Origin of the sequence: Novosphingobium humi, from assembly GCF_028607105.1 — a bacterium.
In the GTDB taxonomy this organism is placed as follows: domain Bacteria; phylum Pseudomonadota; class Alphaproteobacteria; order Sphingomonadales; family Sphingomonadaceae; genus Novosphingobium; species Novosphingobium humi.
This window is the reverse complement of record NZ_CP117417.1, coordinates 1,663,067-1,676,403: the sequence shown is the minus strand read 5'-3', so window position 1 is coordinate 1,676,403 and position 13,337 is coordinate 1,663,067. Positions and strand designations below refer to the sequence as shown.

Sequence of the window (13,337 nt, the reverse complement as noted above, 5' to 3'; positions counted from 1 at the left end):
GCGCATAAACGGATCGCGCCCGGATCTCCTTTTACATAATCGGCATTATCGGCGCATTCCATAAGCGTCAGAAATGCGCTTTTTCCGCCCCGTAAATATGCAACGCTTGGTTCGGGCGGTCAGCGATTTCTGTAAGGCAAAGGCCGGTTCTGGCTATTCGGCCTTTGCCCTTCCCCACCGGTGAAATAGGCTTTAAGGCGCGGCCATGACGACAAACCAGGACATTCTGCAACTGGGCAAGCGCGTGGCGGCCAGCCACGGCTGGGCCGCCGCCAAGGCGTTCAAGGCCTATGTGATGAACGATGCCGACCGCACGGCGATTTCGCGCTGCGCGGTCGATCTGCTGGCGATTTTTCCCACCGCGCCCGATGCCAGCCTGATGATGAGCGCCGCGCTGGCCGTCAGCGTGGAGCGCGCGATTTCCGCGCCCGTCCATGTCATGCGTGGCCATCTGGCGGTGGAAGGACGCCCGGTTCTGGGGCCTGACTATGGCTGGCTGATGGTGGGGCCTTATGTGGTGGACATCGCCCTGTTCCGCCTCTCCTATTCGGCAGGCGCCCCCGCGTTGCTGGCCAAGCATATCGATCTGGCCTTTGGCCCGAACAAGGCGCTTTACGTCGATCACTGGTCGATGACGCGCCGGGTCGGGCTGCGCTATTTGCCCGAGCATGTGTTGACCGAGGCGGAAGTCACCGCGCTGATGGGCGATGCCTTCCGACTGATCAAACAGGCCCGCGATCAGTAACTGGCCCGCAGCGAAAGCTGATAGCTGCGCCCCGCCTCGGGGAAACCGTCGACCAGTTGATAATTGGCGTCGAAAAGATTGCGCGCCGAGGCGGCAATAGTGATTCCTTTGCGCAATTCCACCTCGGCCTTGATCGCGGCATTCACATAGGCGCCGGTGCGATAATAGCGGATCGGCGCTGCGCTGGTCATGGTCCAGCGGCTGGAGGCGATGTCGGCGCTGGGGATCAGGTGGAAGCGCGAGATGGGCGTCCAGTCGGCATAGACGAAAGCCTTGTGGCAGGGCACGTCGGTCGGCCGAAAAGCCGCATTGCCCGGATCGACCAGATCGCGATGCACCCATGTGTAATTGCCGCCAAGGGCAAGGCTGGGCAGCACCTGTGCGCTGGCCGAGAGTTCGACGCCGTAATATTTGCCCCGCGCGACGTTCAGTGATTGGGTCATCACGCTCTGCGCGCAATTGCCCGGCGTGGTGCTGGCGGTGCAGGCATAGCCCAGCACGCTTTCCGACACGATGGCGTTGGAGAGCAGCGCGTGGAAGGCGGCGGCCTCCAGCTTGACGGCCCCCATGCGGGTCGAGCCGCCGACCTCGATCTGGCGCGCGCGTTCGGGCTTCAGGCCGGGATTGGGGATCGAGGTGCCGAAGCGCTGGCTGAAACGTTCAAAGATCGTGGGGAAACGCGCGCGTGAGGACAGGCTGACATGCAGACGCGTGTCGGCATTGACCGCCCAGTCGAGCCGCCCCTGCCCGCTCCACGCACTGGTGTTGCGCATCGGGTAATTATAGAGGACGCTGGCGCCCGAAGTGCCCAGCGGCGCGCCATATTCCTCAGCCCGCTTCAGATCGCGCCAGTCATAGCCGCCGCCCAGCGTCAGGCTCAACGCCGGGGTCAATTGATAGGCGTGTTCGAGCGCGAGGCTATAGGTGTTCTCAAGGCTGGTCTGCACCGGTTCGGTGGCCCCGCTGGGAAAGCTGGTCTGGGCCTCACGGTGGCGGTCGGAGCGCATCTGGAACGCGATGCTGATCCTTTCGCGGGCCGAAGGGCGCAGCGTCAATTCGCCCGATCCGCCCAGCGCCTCGTCCCAATAGGGGCTGTTGAAGGCGCGGCCCAGCGTCTGGGTGTTCTCATTCGCATTATCCCATGCGCGCAGCATGTTATAGAAATTGTTGCGATAAAGCCGCGTTTTCAGCGTTCCGATCTCGCCCAGTGCGGTATTCGAGAGGAAATAGAGGCTCTCGGTATTCCATGCGGGCCAGGTCCAGAAACGCTGAGACGACACGGGATCGGTGATATGCAGCGGGGCCAGTTTCTGCCCTTCCTGCCGCGTGTAGGCGATCACATATTCATCCGTGGCATTGGGGGTGAAACCGGCCTTGACATGGACTCGCCAATCGCCCGATTGCGACAGGTTGCGGCGACCCGCAGGCTGGTTGACCGTGCCCGCATAGCCGCCCGCCAGATCCCAGTGATCGGTATAATTGCGGCCAAAGCTGACTTGTGCATACCATTTGTCATGCCGCGTGCCGATCAGGGCATTGGCCGAATAGCCCGCATAGTCGCCCTGCCGCCCCAGATTGAGCGAGGCCCCCACCTTGGCCTCCAGTTCCCTGGTCGGTTTGGCGGTGACAAGGTTGATCGCCCCGCCCATCCCGTCCGGCCCGTTCAGCACCGAGACATAGCCCTTGGCGATCTGCACCTCGGCAATGTCATTGGTCAGGAAACGGCCGAAATCCAATCGGTTATCGGCGGGAAGATAGACCCGGATGCCATCGACGCTGAGCGGCACCTGAAAACGGTTGAACCCGCGCACGAAAATCAGGCGTTCATTGCGCGTCCCCCCGCTGTTGCCCGCCGACACCCCCGGCGCCAACGCCACCGCATCGTCCAGCGTGATGCGACCGAAAGCCTCGATCGCCTTGGCGCTCAGGCGCTCCCCGGTGATTTCCAGATCCTTGGGCGGCTGGGCGCTTACCACAATCTGGCCCAGCGCAAAGCTGGCGCTCTGGTCCTGCCCCAGCGCGGGCGTGGCAAGCATGGTGGCCGCCAGAAGCGGGAGGATACGGGCCGGATGCATGGAAATTCCCTCATGGACGCCACGATTATGGCTTGTGATTCGCATCATTAGCTATATCCACATGGATATAGATGCAATGCCGAGGGCGCAATCATGCCGAAAAATGGCCCAATCCTGACCACGCTTGCCGCGCTGATGCTGACCCTTTGGGGCGGCCGGGCGGCGGCACAGATGCCTTCAGCGCCGACCTGCGCCACACCTGTCGCGCCAGATGGAGATTATGCGCCATGGGCGCGTCCCACGACGATGAATGCGGGGGCTGATCAGGCCACAGCCCCCCTCTTGCCGCTGGGCGCAGCAGCGCGCCTCAGGCTGGTTTCCACGCCCCGCATCCAATATCCGATCAGGCCGGAAAAACCCGGTGGATCTGTCAGCTATGGTGGTATCCTCATACTGGATATCACCGCCAAAGGGGCTTATCGCATCGCCCTGAGTTCGGCGGCATGGCTTGATGTCATCGGCAAGGACGGCGCCCTGCGTTCGACTGCCCATGGTCATGGCCCGGACTGCACGGGCATCCGCAAAGTGGTGACATTTGCTCTGGAACCGGGGCGCTATACGATCCAGATCGCGGCCAGTGGCGCCGATGACGTCACGGTGATGGCCCTGTCCGGCGAATGAAAAATATCGTTGCGCTTCTGGCGACAATCATGCTTTGCGCCGCGCCGCAAGTGGTGGCCCGCAGCCGCCATGACGCGCGCGTCGAGTTGGGGCGGCGGCTGTTTTACGATGCCGACCTGTCGCGCGATGGCACCATGTCCTGCGCCACATGCCATGAACAGCGCCATGGATTTGCCGATGGCAACCGCGTCCATCCCGGCGTCACCGATGAGCCGGGGCGACGCAATGTTCCGGGCCTTGCCAATGTCGGGCACTTCTCGCCGCTGACATGGGCCGATCCGCGCCAGACCACGCTGGAACGGCAGGCCGCAGTTCCCGTGTTCGGCACGCATCCCGTGGAAATGGGCATGGCCGGGATGCAGGCGGAAATCCCCCGCAGGCTGGGCCGCGACCCCTGCTATCGCCAGATGTTTGCCGCCGCCTTTCCCGGCCGCGATCAAAGGCCCGATTTTGCCAAGGTCGCCCGTGCGCTGGCCAGTTTCGAGCGCAGCCTGATTTCGCGCGACGCCCCCTTTGACCGCAACCAACTCTCGCCCGAGGCGATTGCCGGGTGGTCGGTCTTTCGCCGTTCCTGCGCGTCTTGCCACAAGGGCCCCGATTTTACCGACATGGCTTTTCACCGGCTGGGCCGGGCCGATCCGGCCGCACCCGATCAGGGCCTCTATGAAGCGACCGGAAAGCAGGCCGACCGGGGCCGCATCCGCACGCCCTCGCTGCGCAATGTGGCGGTGACGGCCCCCTATTGGCATGACGGTTCGGCCCTGACCCTTGATGACGCGATTGCGCGCCACGGTTTGGCCCTCGCGCCGGCCCGGTCACGCGCCCTTGCCGCGTTTCTGGGCGCGCTGACCGATGACAGGTTTTTGAACAACCCCGCCTTTTCTTTGCCGCAGACCGCCTGCGGCATGAAATTGTAACATGGCAGGGATCGCCTTGCCCCCTTACACGTAAACCCGGATCGCCGCCGCCCGCAGTTTTAACAGGCCATGATTAGACAGGGTCCGTTTCATCCTCTGCCTTGATCGTGGGTATATTTATGTCACTGGAACCGCTCGGACTTGATCTGGTCAGCAAGACTGCCGCCTTGCTGGCCGAGGCGACGCTGATTCTGGTTTTCGATGCAGAAACCGGACGGGCCAAGGCGGCCAATGACGAAGTGTTAACCGCGCTGGGTGGGCTGGATCTGGCCGGGCTGGCATTCGGCGCGGTCTTTGCCGATGGCGATCAGGCGTGGGCGCGGCTGTGCGATGGCCAGATGGTGACGCTCAACGGCCGCATCCCGACAGGCGATGGAGCCTCTCTGGCGGTTCAGGGGCTGGCGAAGCGGCTGGATGAACGCCATGGCGCGGTGCATTTCATGGGCCTTGGCAGCCGTGGCGAAGGGATTGATGTCGCCCTTCTGGCCCATCGGTTTGAAGCCATGAACAATGCGCTGGCCATTTGCCAATATGGGCCGGACGGCACGATCATCGCGGCCAATGACCGCTATATCCACAGCGTCGGCAGCAGCAGCGCCGATCTTGTGGGCAAATCCTTCGTCACGCTCTGGCATGGCCCCAACCGCCCTTCGGACCCGCTGCTCTATTGGCAGCGGTTCGCTCGGGGCGAGCATGACCTGCTGGTGCGCAAACATCGCAACGCATCGGGACAGGATATCTGGCTGCGCGAGGTTTTCGTGCCGACCATGGATGGCGACCGGCTGATCTCGGTCCTGTCCTATGCCATCGACATCAGCGAGGAACAGAATGAGCGCGCCAACAATGCCAGCCGGTTGGCCGCCATCGACCGCGCCTTTGCCCTGATCGAATTCGATCTGGAAGGGCGCATCCAGAGCGCCAATGCCAATTTCCTCGACCTCATGGGCTATACGCCCGAAGAGCTGGAGGGCGCCCATCACCGCATTTTCTGCGAACCGGACTATGTCAAAAGCCCGGCCTATCGTCAGTTCTGGAAGAAGCTGGGCAGCGGCGAGTTCGATCAGGGCGAGTACAAGCGCATCCGCAAGGACAAGCGCGATGTGTGGATCCAGGCCAGTTATAATCCGATCCTCGATGCCGACGGTGTGCCCTACAAGATCATGAAGGTGGCCATGGATGTCACCGATCAGCGCCGGATGGCCATCGAATCCGAATGCAAACTGGCCGCGATCGATTGCAGTATGGCCGTGGTCGAATTCGACATGAGCGGGCGCATCCTCTCGGTCAACGAGCGCTTTCTGGCGATTTTCGGCTGCGCCGCGTCCGACCTTGTGGGCGAGCACCATTCGATGCTGTGCGATCAGGGCTTTGCGGCCAGCGAGGATTACCATGCCTTCTGGCGGAAACTGTCGCGCGGCGAGCATGTGGCGGGCGTTTTTCGGCGCAAGATGCGCGGCGGCCGCGATGTCTGGCTGCGCGCCTGCTACAGCCCGGTGCTGGATCTGGACGGCAATGTCTCCAAGATCGTCCAATTCGCCCACGACATCACCGAGACCCACGAACTGGCCGTCGAGCAGGCCGAAAAGATCGCGGCGATCAATCGCAGTCAGGCCGCCATCGAATTCGACCTGTCGGGCAACATCATCTGGGCCAATGACAATTTCCTTGCCGTCACCGGCTATCGGCTCGACGAATTGCAGGGGCGCCATCACCGGATCTTTTGCGATCCGCATCTGGTCGGATCGTCCGATTACGCCGATTTCTGGGAACGTTTTGCCTATGGCGAATATGTGACCGGCGAATTCAAGCGCCGCCGCAAGGGGGGCGAGGATTTCTGGATCCAGGCCAGCTACAACCCCATTCTGGGCGCCGACGGCAAACCTTTCAAGGTGCTCAAGATCGCCTCGGACATTACCGAGGCCAAGGTGGCCGGCAATGAATTTCAGGCCCGCGTGGCCGCCATCGGGCGGGCGTTGGCGGTGGTCGAATTCGATCTGGACGGCAACATCCTCTCGGCCAATGAGAACTTTCTCTCCACCATGGGCTATTCCCTGCGCGAGGTGGTGGGCCAGCATCATTCGCTGTTCTGCTCACCCGATTATGTGCGCAGCCGCGATTACGCCGATTTCTGGCTCAAGCTGAACCGGGGCGAACACCACGCCGGGCGCTATCACCGGGTCGGCAAATATGACCGGGACGTGTGGATTCAGGCCACCTACAACCCGATCCTCAACCTTCAGGGCCAGCCGGTCCGCATCGTCAAATATGCTTTCGACATCACCGATCAGGTGATGCTGGAGCAGGAAATCGGCGCGCGGGCGACCGATCTCAACGGCTTGGTGGAAAAGCTCTCCAGCTCGATTTCCTCGATCATGGCGGCCACCGGATCGGCCAACACGCTGGCCCAATCCACCCGCAGCGAGGCGGAAAAAGGCAATGGCGCGCTGGCCAAGGCGATTGAGGCGATCGAACTGATCCAGACCTCGGCCTCGGGCATTGCCGAAATCGTGGGCATCATCGGCGAGATCGCGGGCCAGACCAACCTGCTGGCCTTCAACGCCGAGATCGAGGCGGCCCGCGCGGGCGAACATGGCGTAGGCTTTTCGGTGGTGGCGGGTGAAGTGCGCAAACTGGCCGAACGCTCCAGCACCGCTGCGCGCGACATCAGCCGCCTGATCGACCAGTCCATCAACCGCATCAGCCAAGGCACCGAACGCACCCAGGAAGCCTCCCACGCCTTTACCGGCATTGTCGGGGCGGTCCACAAGACCGGCGCGGCGATTGACGCGATCAGCCAGTCGGCCGAATTGCAGGATCAGGTGTCAAGCGAGGTCGTCGCCCTGATCCAGCGCCTTTCGAGAACCGCCACGCGCGGTTCGGGCGGTATCCATGGATAGAGCGGGCACGGATAGAGCGGGCCGATAGATGGGGGCGATGGAATCCATCACCGCGCAGGAGCAATTCGGCCTGATGCGGATCGGCGCGATGTATGTCGCGCTCCCCATCGGCTGCATCCGCGAGGTCGTGCCTTATCCGGCGCAACTGGCCGCGATGCCGCCCACGATGCCTGAACTGCTGGGCTCGATTGACCTGCGCGGGGCGCTGGTGCCGGTGGTGGATCTGGCCGCCTTGCTGGGGCGGACGCCCTGCGCGGCGGACGAACCGGCGGGCATCATCATGGTCATGCGGGTGCAGGATCGCGTCATCGGCGCGGGCATGCATGAAATCTGCGGCGTGGTGACGCTTTGCGAGGCGCAGCGCACGGCTCTGACCATTCCGCCGGGCGGGGGGATGGCGGCAGGCGGCCTGATCGAGGGCGGCTTTGTCTGCGAAGGCAAGAGCGGGGTGATCCTGAGGGCGGCGGCCTTTGCCGATCTGCCGGGCATCATCATGGCGCAGGACCGGCTGGTGGCGGCCACCGAGGCGAGCCAGCGCGGCGCGCCCAGTCTGGCGGTGACGGCGGGCACATTCCGCTTCGGCATCCCCGCCGCCATCATCGAGGCCACGATCCCCGCCCGCCCCGTTCTGCCCAGCCCGGTCGAGGACGGATTATGGCTGGCACGGGTTGAATATAATGGCGCCTGCATACCGGTGATCGACACGCTGGCCCTGTTGGGGCTGGGCAGCTTCGGCCCGGCGCGGGAAATGGCCTGCGTGCTGCTGCGCATGGGCGATGGGCGGCGGGTGGCGCTGCGGATCGATGGGGTGCTGGACATGATCCGCATCGCCCCGGCCCAGATCGCGCGGATGCAGGGCTTTCGCTTTGGTCAGGACGGCCTGATCGGCGGCATGTTGCCTTCGGCCCATCCGGTGCTGCTGCTCGACCCCGACGCTCTGATCGCCCATGCCGGATTGCAGCGCCTGTCCACGCTGGAGGAAAAGGCGCAGGATTTTCGGCTCGGGGGCCATGGGGCTTCCGCGGCCTCCGGCAAGGGCCAGATCGGGGGCGAGCCCTATCTGATCTTCATGCTGGGCGATGGCCATCATGCCGTCCCCCTGCGTCAGGTGACCGAGATCATGAACCATGCCTCCTGTTCGCTGGTCGGACTGGAACAGGCCTTTGGCCCCTGTCAGGCGATCCTGTCGCATCGGGGCATGGCGATCCGGGTGCTCGATCTCTCGGCGCATCTGCGCCTGCCCCCCTGCACCGCCCCGGCCTTCCTTCTGCTGGTCAGCGACGGCGAGCGCACGGCGGCATTCCCCCTTCAGGACCTTTGCGCGGTCGAGCGGCTAGTGGCCCGCCCGGTGGGCAACAAAGGTGGCGCGATGGCGGGGGCGATGGGCGCTGTCGTGCGGACCAGCGAGGGGCGCACCTGTTCTGTGCTTGATCTTGCGGAATTAATTCCACCCGCCATTTGACCTTGTTGCCGCGCGCCATTGTGTGCCAAAGAAAAGGCATGAGCCGGCCTTCTCCCCCGCAGCGCCCGCAGGCGGCGATACGCTGGAGGATTTCGCCCTGTATAGGCGGCGCAACATGACCATTCCGGGCATCATGCATCTCTATCTGACCCTTGCCGACGAAGCTGTGGAGGCGCAGCGTCGCGCGCATGATTTCTTTCTGCAATGGCAATCGCTGGCCGATCCGGCAATCGATGCCTATGGCGAGATGATGGAGGCCATTGCGGCCCTGCGTCAGAAATCATGAGTGAGACAATGCAGCCAACAATCGAAAACCGCACACTGGGCCGCGATGAAATCGCCGCTTTGGCACAGGCGCATAAGGACGGCGTCCATCTGGTCGAATGCGATCTGGATGAGGCCGAATTGGGCGAGCTTGATCTGAGCGGGTGGCGGTTTGAACGCTGCACGCTGCGCCGCGCCGAATTGGCCAAGGCGCGGCTTGAACGCACGCAATGGCAATCCTGCCGCGCCCCGATGGCCAGCTTTTTCAACGCCGATCTGACCGATGCGGTGTTTCGGGCCTGTGATCTCAACAATGCCAATCTGCGCCATGCCCGCATGACCAGCCTGCGCTTTATCGGGGGCAAGCTGACCGGGGCGGATCTGGGCGATGCGCGGATCATTGACGCGCATTTCGAGGAAACGCTGATGGCCGGGGCCAAGCTGGCCGGGCTGAGTTTCCGCAAGCAGCCGATGCGCCGGGTGGATTTTTCGCAGGCCGATCTGCGCAAGGCCGATTTCCGCGATGTCAATTTCGAGGATTGCAGCCTGCGCGACGCCAATCTGGTCGGCGCGCGCTTTGACAAGGCGGATTTGCGCGGCGCGGATCTGGGCGGGTTGCGGCTGACCGATGCGGCGCTGTTTCGCGGGGCCACGATTTCTCGCGCGCAGGCCGCGCAACTGCTGGCCGAACTGGGGCTGAAGCTGGGCTGATTTTTGGCGTCCGCCTATCGCCTTGATGCCGATGCGGCGCGGATTGCGGTCGCTCTGGGCGCGGACCCTGCGGGCGATGTCTGGATGGGCGGGCCGGTGGCACCGGGCGGCTATGCGCCGGTGGCGATTTCTGACAAGGAACGCGGGCGCATTCTGGTCCCGCGCCTGTGGGGTGTGCCGCCCCCGCCGCGCGGCGACCATATCGTTCCCCATGTCCGCAATCTAGACAGCCCGTTCTGGATCGGCACCCTGCGCCATACCCAATTTCGCTGCCTTGTGCCGATGACGGCTTTTCATGCGCGTGGCGGCTGGATGGAGGATCGCGCCCGCCCGGTGCTGGCGGCTGTGGGCATCTGGCGCGATTCCGAAATTCCCAGCTTTGCGATACTGACGGTTGAAGCCATGCCCGTGATCCTGAAGCCTCAGGATTTCAGGACATGGCTCCATGCCGATTTCAAACTGGCCCGAAGGCTGGCCGAAAGTTAAATTCGCAGGTTAGATCCGCACCCCGCTGATCGCCGCCCCCCAAGTCGTGCGCCAGCGCTTCTTCACACCGGTCAGCCCCGCCAGAGCCACCACCGACAGGGCGGCAAAAATCAGGAAACCGCTGCTCATCGAACCGGTCCACTGCTTGGCAAGGCCGAGCGAGGAGGCGAGATAGAAGCCGCCCACGCCGCCGCCAAAACCGACAAGGCCGGTCATCACGCCGATTTCATGGCGGAAACGCTGCGGCACCAGTTGGAACACCGCGCCATTGCCTACGCCCAGCGTCGCCATGGTCAGGAAGAATAGGGGGAACATCACCGCAAAGCTGGCCGGGGATTGCGAGATCACCACCAGCAGCACGGCGGCAAGCGCATAGACGGCCGAGAGCGTCTTGATGCCGCCGATACGGTCGGCCAAAGCGCCGCCCATCGGGCGCACCAGCGATCCGGCAAACACGCAGGCCGCCGTGGCATAGCCCGCCTGAACCGGGGTGAAATTGAGTTCCCCGGTAAACCAGCTGGGCAGCGAGCCCGACAGGCCGACAAAACCGCCAAAGGTCACGCCGTAAAACAGGATGAACCACCAGGCATCGCCATCGGCCAGCATCTTGAAATAGCCCTTCACATAGTCGCCGGTCGACTTGGCGGGGGGCTGGTGCGGGCTGTCCTGAACGAAGACCAGATAGGCGACGAAGACGATCGCAACGGGAATGGCCGCCAGACCCAGCACATTTTCCCAGCCATAAGCCTTGGCCAGCAGCGGCGCAAAGATCGCGGCCAGCACCGTGCCCGAATTGCCCATGCCGGCAATGCCCATCGCCTTGCCCTGATGCTGGGGCGGATACCAGCGGCTGGCCAGCGGCAGAGCCACGGCAAAGCTGGCCCCGGCAAAGCCGAGGATGATGCCCACCGCGATCAGGCCGTTCATCGAGGACACGCCGAAATGCCATGCCGCGATCAGGCCCGCGATGACGATGATCTGGCTGATCGTGCCGGTCACTTTCTGGCCGATGCGGTCGACCAGAAACCCGTTGACCAGACGCAGCACCGCCCCCGCCAGCGTGGGCACCGCCACGATAAAGCCTTTTTGCGCCGGGGACAGCGCCAGCGCCTTGGAAAAGATCGGCGCCAGGGGCCCAAGCAGGTTCCACACCATGAAGGCGACGTCGAAATAGAGGAAGGCCATGATCAGCGTGGGCCGATGGCCCGATTGCCAGAAGGATTTGTCAGTCATCGCAAAGGGTCTCCACGGTGAGAGGATTTAAGGGCTTGACGGGCGCCTTGGCCAGCCTTCCCAATCGCGTGTGTACGTGAGAGGGATGGCGGGACATGCGCGATGAAGGCAGGTTGTGGGTAAGCGCGGGCGTGGCCAGCGAATGCGGGCCGCGCGCGGAAAATCAGGACTTTGCCGGCGTTTACCTTGGCACGGAAACCGAGCGCGCGGGGCGCGGAATGGTGGCCGCGCTGGCCGATGGGGTGTCGGGCGGCAAGGGCGGAAGGATCGCGGCGGAACTGGCCGTGGCCAGCCTGATCGAGGGCTATTTTGCCCAGAGCGACACGATCGGCGTGGCGGCCGCCGTCAATCGGGTGATGGCGCCCTACAACCGCTGGCTGGCGGCCATGGGGCGCAGCGAGACGATGGCGCATTGCGCGACGACATTCACCACATTGGTTCTGCGCGGACGGCGCGCCCATGTCTGCCATGTGGGCGACAGCCGGGCGTGGCTGCTGCGCGATGGACATCTCAGCCAGATCACCAAGGACCACACCCATTCCCACCCCGACCGGCGCCATATCCTGCTGCGCGCGCTGGGGCTGGAGGAGGAATTGCGGCTGGACCATCACGAGATCGCCCTGGCCCAGCATGACCGACTGCTCTTGACCAGCGATGGCGTGCATGGCGTCCTGTCGGCGCGAAAAATCGAGAAAATCCTGAGTCAGCGGCAATCCGCCGAGGCGGATGCGCAGGCTCTGGCCATGGCGGCTCTGGATGCGGGCGGGCAGGATAATGCCAGCGCGCTGGTGCTCGACGTGGTCAGTCTGCCCGCTGTGGGCCATGATGCGATTGCGGGCGATCTGGCCCGCCTGCCCATCCTGCCCCCGCCCGAGGCGAGCGAAAGCGTCGATGGGTTTCGGCTGGAAAGCGTGTTGTCCGATGGGCGATACACGCGATTGTTCCGCGCCACCGATACGGCCGATGGTGCCGAAGTGGTTATTAAGTTCCCCAAGCCGACCCTGCTGTCCGAAAGCGGCGCGCGCTCGGCCTTTACCCGCGAATTGCTGATCGGCAGCCGGGTGAGCAGCCCCTTCGTCGGCGGCGCCATTCCCGTTTCGCTCGAACGCCAGACGCGCCTTTACGGGGTCCAGCCTTTCTATGACGGCCAGACGCTGGAGGAGAGGATGAAGACCCCCATGGCGCTGAACGAGGCGCTGGGCATTGCGGTGGGCCTGACCCGCGCGGTGGCCGCGCTGCATCGGCAGGGCATCATCCACCGCGACATCAAGCCCGAAAATGTCATCCTGCCGCGCGAAGGCGGGTTGAAACTGGTGGATCTTGGCGTGGCCCGCCTGCCCCGCATCGAGGATTTCACCGGCGACGAGATCCCCGGCACGCCCTCCTATCTGGCCCCCGAAATGTTCTCCGGCGAGGCGGGCAGCGAGGAAAGCGACCAATTCGCGCTGGGCGTGACGCTGTGGCGGCTGTTCGCCCGCGTCTGGCCCTATGGCGAGGCCGAGGCCTTCAGCCGCCCCCGTTTCCGCGAGGCCGCTCCGCCCAGCCGCACACGGCCCGAATTGCCCGGTTGGCTCGACGCTGTCCTGCTGCGCGCTGTGGCGATCCAGCCTCAGGACCGGTTCGGCGATGTGGTTGAATTGCTGCGCGCGCTGGAAGGCGGCGCGGCGGTCGAGCGCACGCCCCTGCGCAAACCCGCGCTGATCGAGCGGCATCCCGTCGCCTTTTGGAAAGGCGTATCCGCGCTGCTCTTTGCGGCGCTGGTTGCGGTGTTGATCTGGAAGTAAAAGTCGATTCGACATGGCGCTGCACCTTGCTGAAAAGGGGCGGCGCCATTGCCGACTATGGTGGTGGAAGTGATTTTGCAAATAGCCGACCGCGCCTTTGCGGCAGCTGCGAAATAAAAATGCCGGATTCGCACTCCCTATG

At 63.9% G+C, this 13,337-nt stretch carries 11 protein-coding genes; 9 read left to right on the top strand and 2 right to left on the bottom strand.

The genetic code is table 11. The features are described from left to right. Positions 1 to 205 precede the first annotated feature (205 nt). A complete protein-coding gene (locus PQ457_RS07815; RefSeq protein WP_273619155.1) occupies positions 206 to 745 on the top strand; it encodes a hypothetical protein in 540 nt (179 codons plus the stop codon). On the opposite strand, the gene PQ457_RS07810 is transcribed toward PQ457_RS07815, so the two are convergent. Then, complete coding sequence (locus PQ457_RS07810) at positions 739 to 2,820, bottom strand: TonB-dependent receptor plug domain-containing protein (RefSeq protein ID WP_273619154.1); 2,082 nt, start codon at positions 2,818 to 2,820, stop codon at positions 739 to 741. The two genes, PQ457_RS07815 and PQ457_RS07810, sit on opposite strands and share 7 nt — an antisense overlap. A gap of 93 nt (positions 2,821 to 2,913) precedes the next feature. Between PQ457_RS07810 and PQ457_RS07805 the strand changes: the two genes are divergently transcribed. The 7 genes from PQ457_RS07805 to PQ457_RS07775 all read left to right on the top strand — a co-directional run bounded on the left by PQ457_RS07805 (position 2,914) and on the right by PQ457_RS07775 (position 10,178). Continuing rightward, the gene (locus PQ457_RS07805; protein WP_273619153.1) at positions 2,914 to 3,441 is read left to right on the top strand and encodes a hypothetical protein; all 528 of its coding nucleotides are present in this window, start codon (positions 2,914 to 2,916) and stop codon (positions 3,439 to 3,441) included. After that, a complete protein-coding gene (locus PQ457_RS07800; RefSeq protein WP_273619152.1) occupies positions 3,438 to 4,358 on the top strand; it encodes a cytochrome-c peroxidase in 921 nt (306 codons plus the stop codon). Before PQ457_RS07805 ends, PQ457_RS07800 begins: the two co-directional genes overlap by 4 nt. Before the next feature lie 119 nt (positions 4,359 to 4,477). Then, on the top strand, positions 4,478 to 7,255 hold the full coding sequence (locus PQ457_RS07795) for a PAS domain-containing methyl-accepting chemotaxis protein (protein WP_273619151.1): 2,778 nt from the start codon (positions 4,478 to 4,480) through the stop codon (positions 7,253 to 7,255). Positions 7,256 to 7,292: 37 nt separating this feature from the next. Then, positions 7,293 to 8,717, top strand: a complete 1,425-nt coding sequence (locus tag PQ457_RS07790) for a chemotaxis protein CheW (RefSeq protein WP_273619150.1) — start codon at positions 7,293 to 7,295, stop codon at positions 8,715 to 8,717. A 22-nt stretch (positions 8,718 to 8,739) separates the two neighbouring features. Beyond that, entirely contained in the window at positions 8,740 to 9,003 is a 264-nt protein-coding gene (locus PQ457_RS07785) for a hypothetical protein (protein WP_273619149.1), read from the top strand. After that, positions 9,000 to 9,692 carry a pentapeptide repeat-containing protein gene (locus PQ457_RS07780; RefSeq protein ID WP_273619148.1) on the top strand — a complete coding sequence of 231 codons (693 nt, stop codon included), beginning with the start codon at positions 9,000 to 9,002 and terminating at the stop codon, positions 9,690 to 9,692. Before PQ457_RS07785 ends, PQ457_RS07780 begins: the two co-directional genes overlap by 4 nt. A 3-nt stretch (positions 9,693 to 9,695) precedes the next feature. Then, entirely contained in the window at positions 9,696 to 10,178 is a 483-nt protein-coding gene (locus PQ457_RS07775) for an SOS response-associated peptidase family protein (RefSeq protein ID WP_273619147.1), read from the top strand. A gap of 9 nt (positions 10,179 to 10,187) precedes the next feature. Here PQ457_RS07775 and PQ457_RS07770 read toward each other — a convergent pair whose 3' ends face one another. After that, the gene (locus tag PQ457_RS07770; protein ID WP_273619146.1) at positions 10,188 to 11,411 is read right to left on the bottom strand and encodes a nitrate/nitrite transporter; all 1,224 of its coding nucleotides are present in this window, start codon (positions 11,409 to 11,411) and stop codon (positions 10,188 to 10,190) included. 95 nt (positions 11,412 to 11,506) lie between these two features. Between PQ457_RS07770 and PQ457_RS07765 the strand changes: the two genes are divergently transcribed. Continuing rightward, positions 11,507 to 13,195, top strand: coding sequence for a bifunctional protein-serine/threonine kinase/phosphatase (locus PQ457_RS07765; RefSeq protein ID WP_273619145.1), 1,689 nt, complete (start codon positions 11,507 to 11,509; stop codon positions 13,193 to 13,195). The last annotated feature ends 142 nt before the right edge of the window (positions 13,196 to 13,337 follow it).

Excerpts from the sequence above, each read along its gene's own strand:
- PQ457_RS07810 (WP_273619154.1), bottom strand. The coding sequence starts at position 2,820 with ATGCATCCGGCCCGTATCCTCCCGCTTCTGGCGGCCACCATGCTTGCC.
- PQ457_RS07790 (WP_273619150.1), top strand. The coding sequence starts at position 7,293 with ATGGAATCCATCACCGCGCAGGAGCAATTCGGCCTGATGCGGATCGGC.
- PQ457_RS07770 (WP_273619146.1), bottom strand. The coding sequence starts at position 11,411 with ATGACTGACAAATCCTTCTGGCAATCGGGCCATCGGCCCACGCTGATC.
- PQ457_RS07780 (WP_273619148.1), top strand. The coding sequence starts at position 9,000 with ATGAGTGAGACAATGCAGCCAACAATCGAAAACCGCACACTGGGCCGC.
- PQ457_RS07800 (WP_273619152.1), top strand. The coding sequence starts at position 3,438 with ATGAAAAATATCGTTGCGCTTCTGGCGACAATCATGCTTTGCGCCGCG.
- PQ457_RS07765 (WP_273619145.1), top strand. The coding sequence starts at position 11,507 with ATGCGCGATGAAGGCAGGTTGTGGGTAAGCGCGGGCGTGGCCAGCGAA.
- PQ457_RS07795 (WP_273619151.1), top strand. The coding sequence starts at position 4,478 with ATGTCACTGGAACCGCTCGGACTTGATCTGGTCAGCAAGACTGCCGCC.
- PQ457_RS07805 (WP_273619153.1), top strand. The coding sequence starts at position 2,914 with ATGCCGAAAAATGGCCCAATCCTGACCACGCTTGCCGCGCTGATGCTG.
- PQ457_RS07815 (WP_273619155.1), top strand. The coding sequence starts at position 206 with ATGACGACAAACCAGGACATTCTGCAACTGGGCAAGCGCGTGGCGGCC.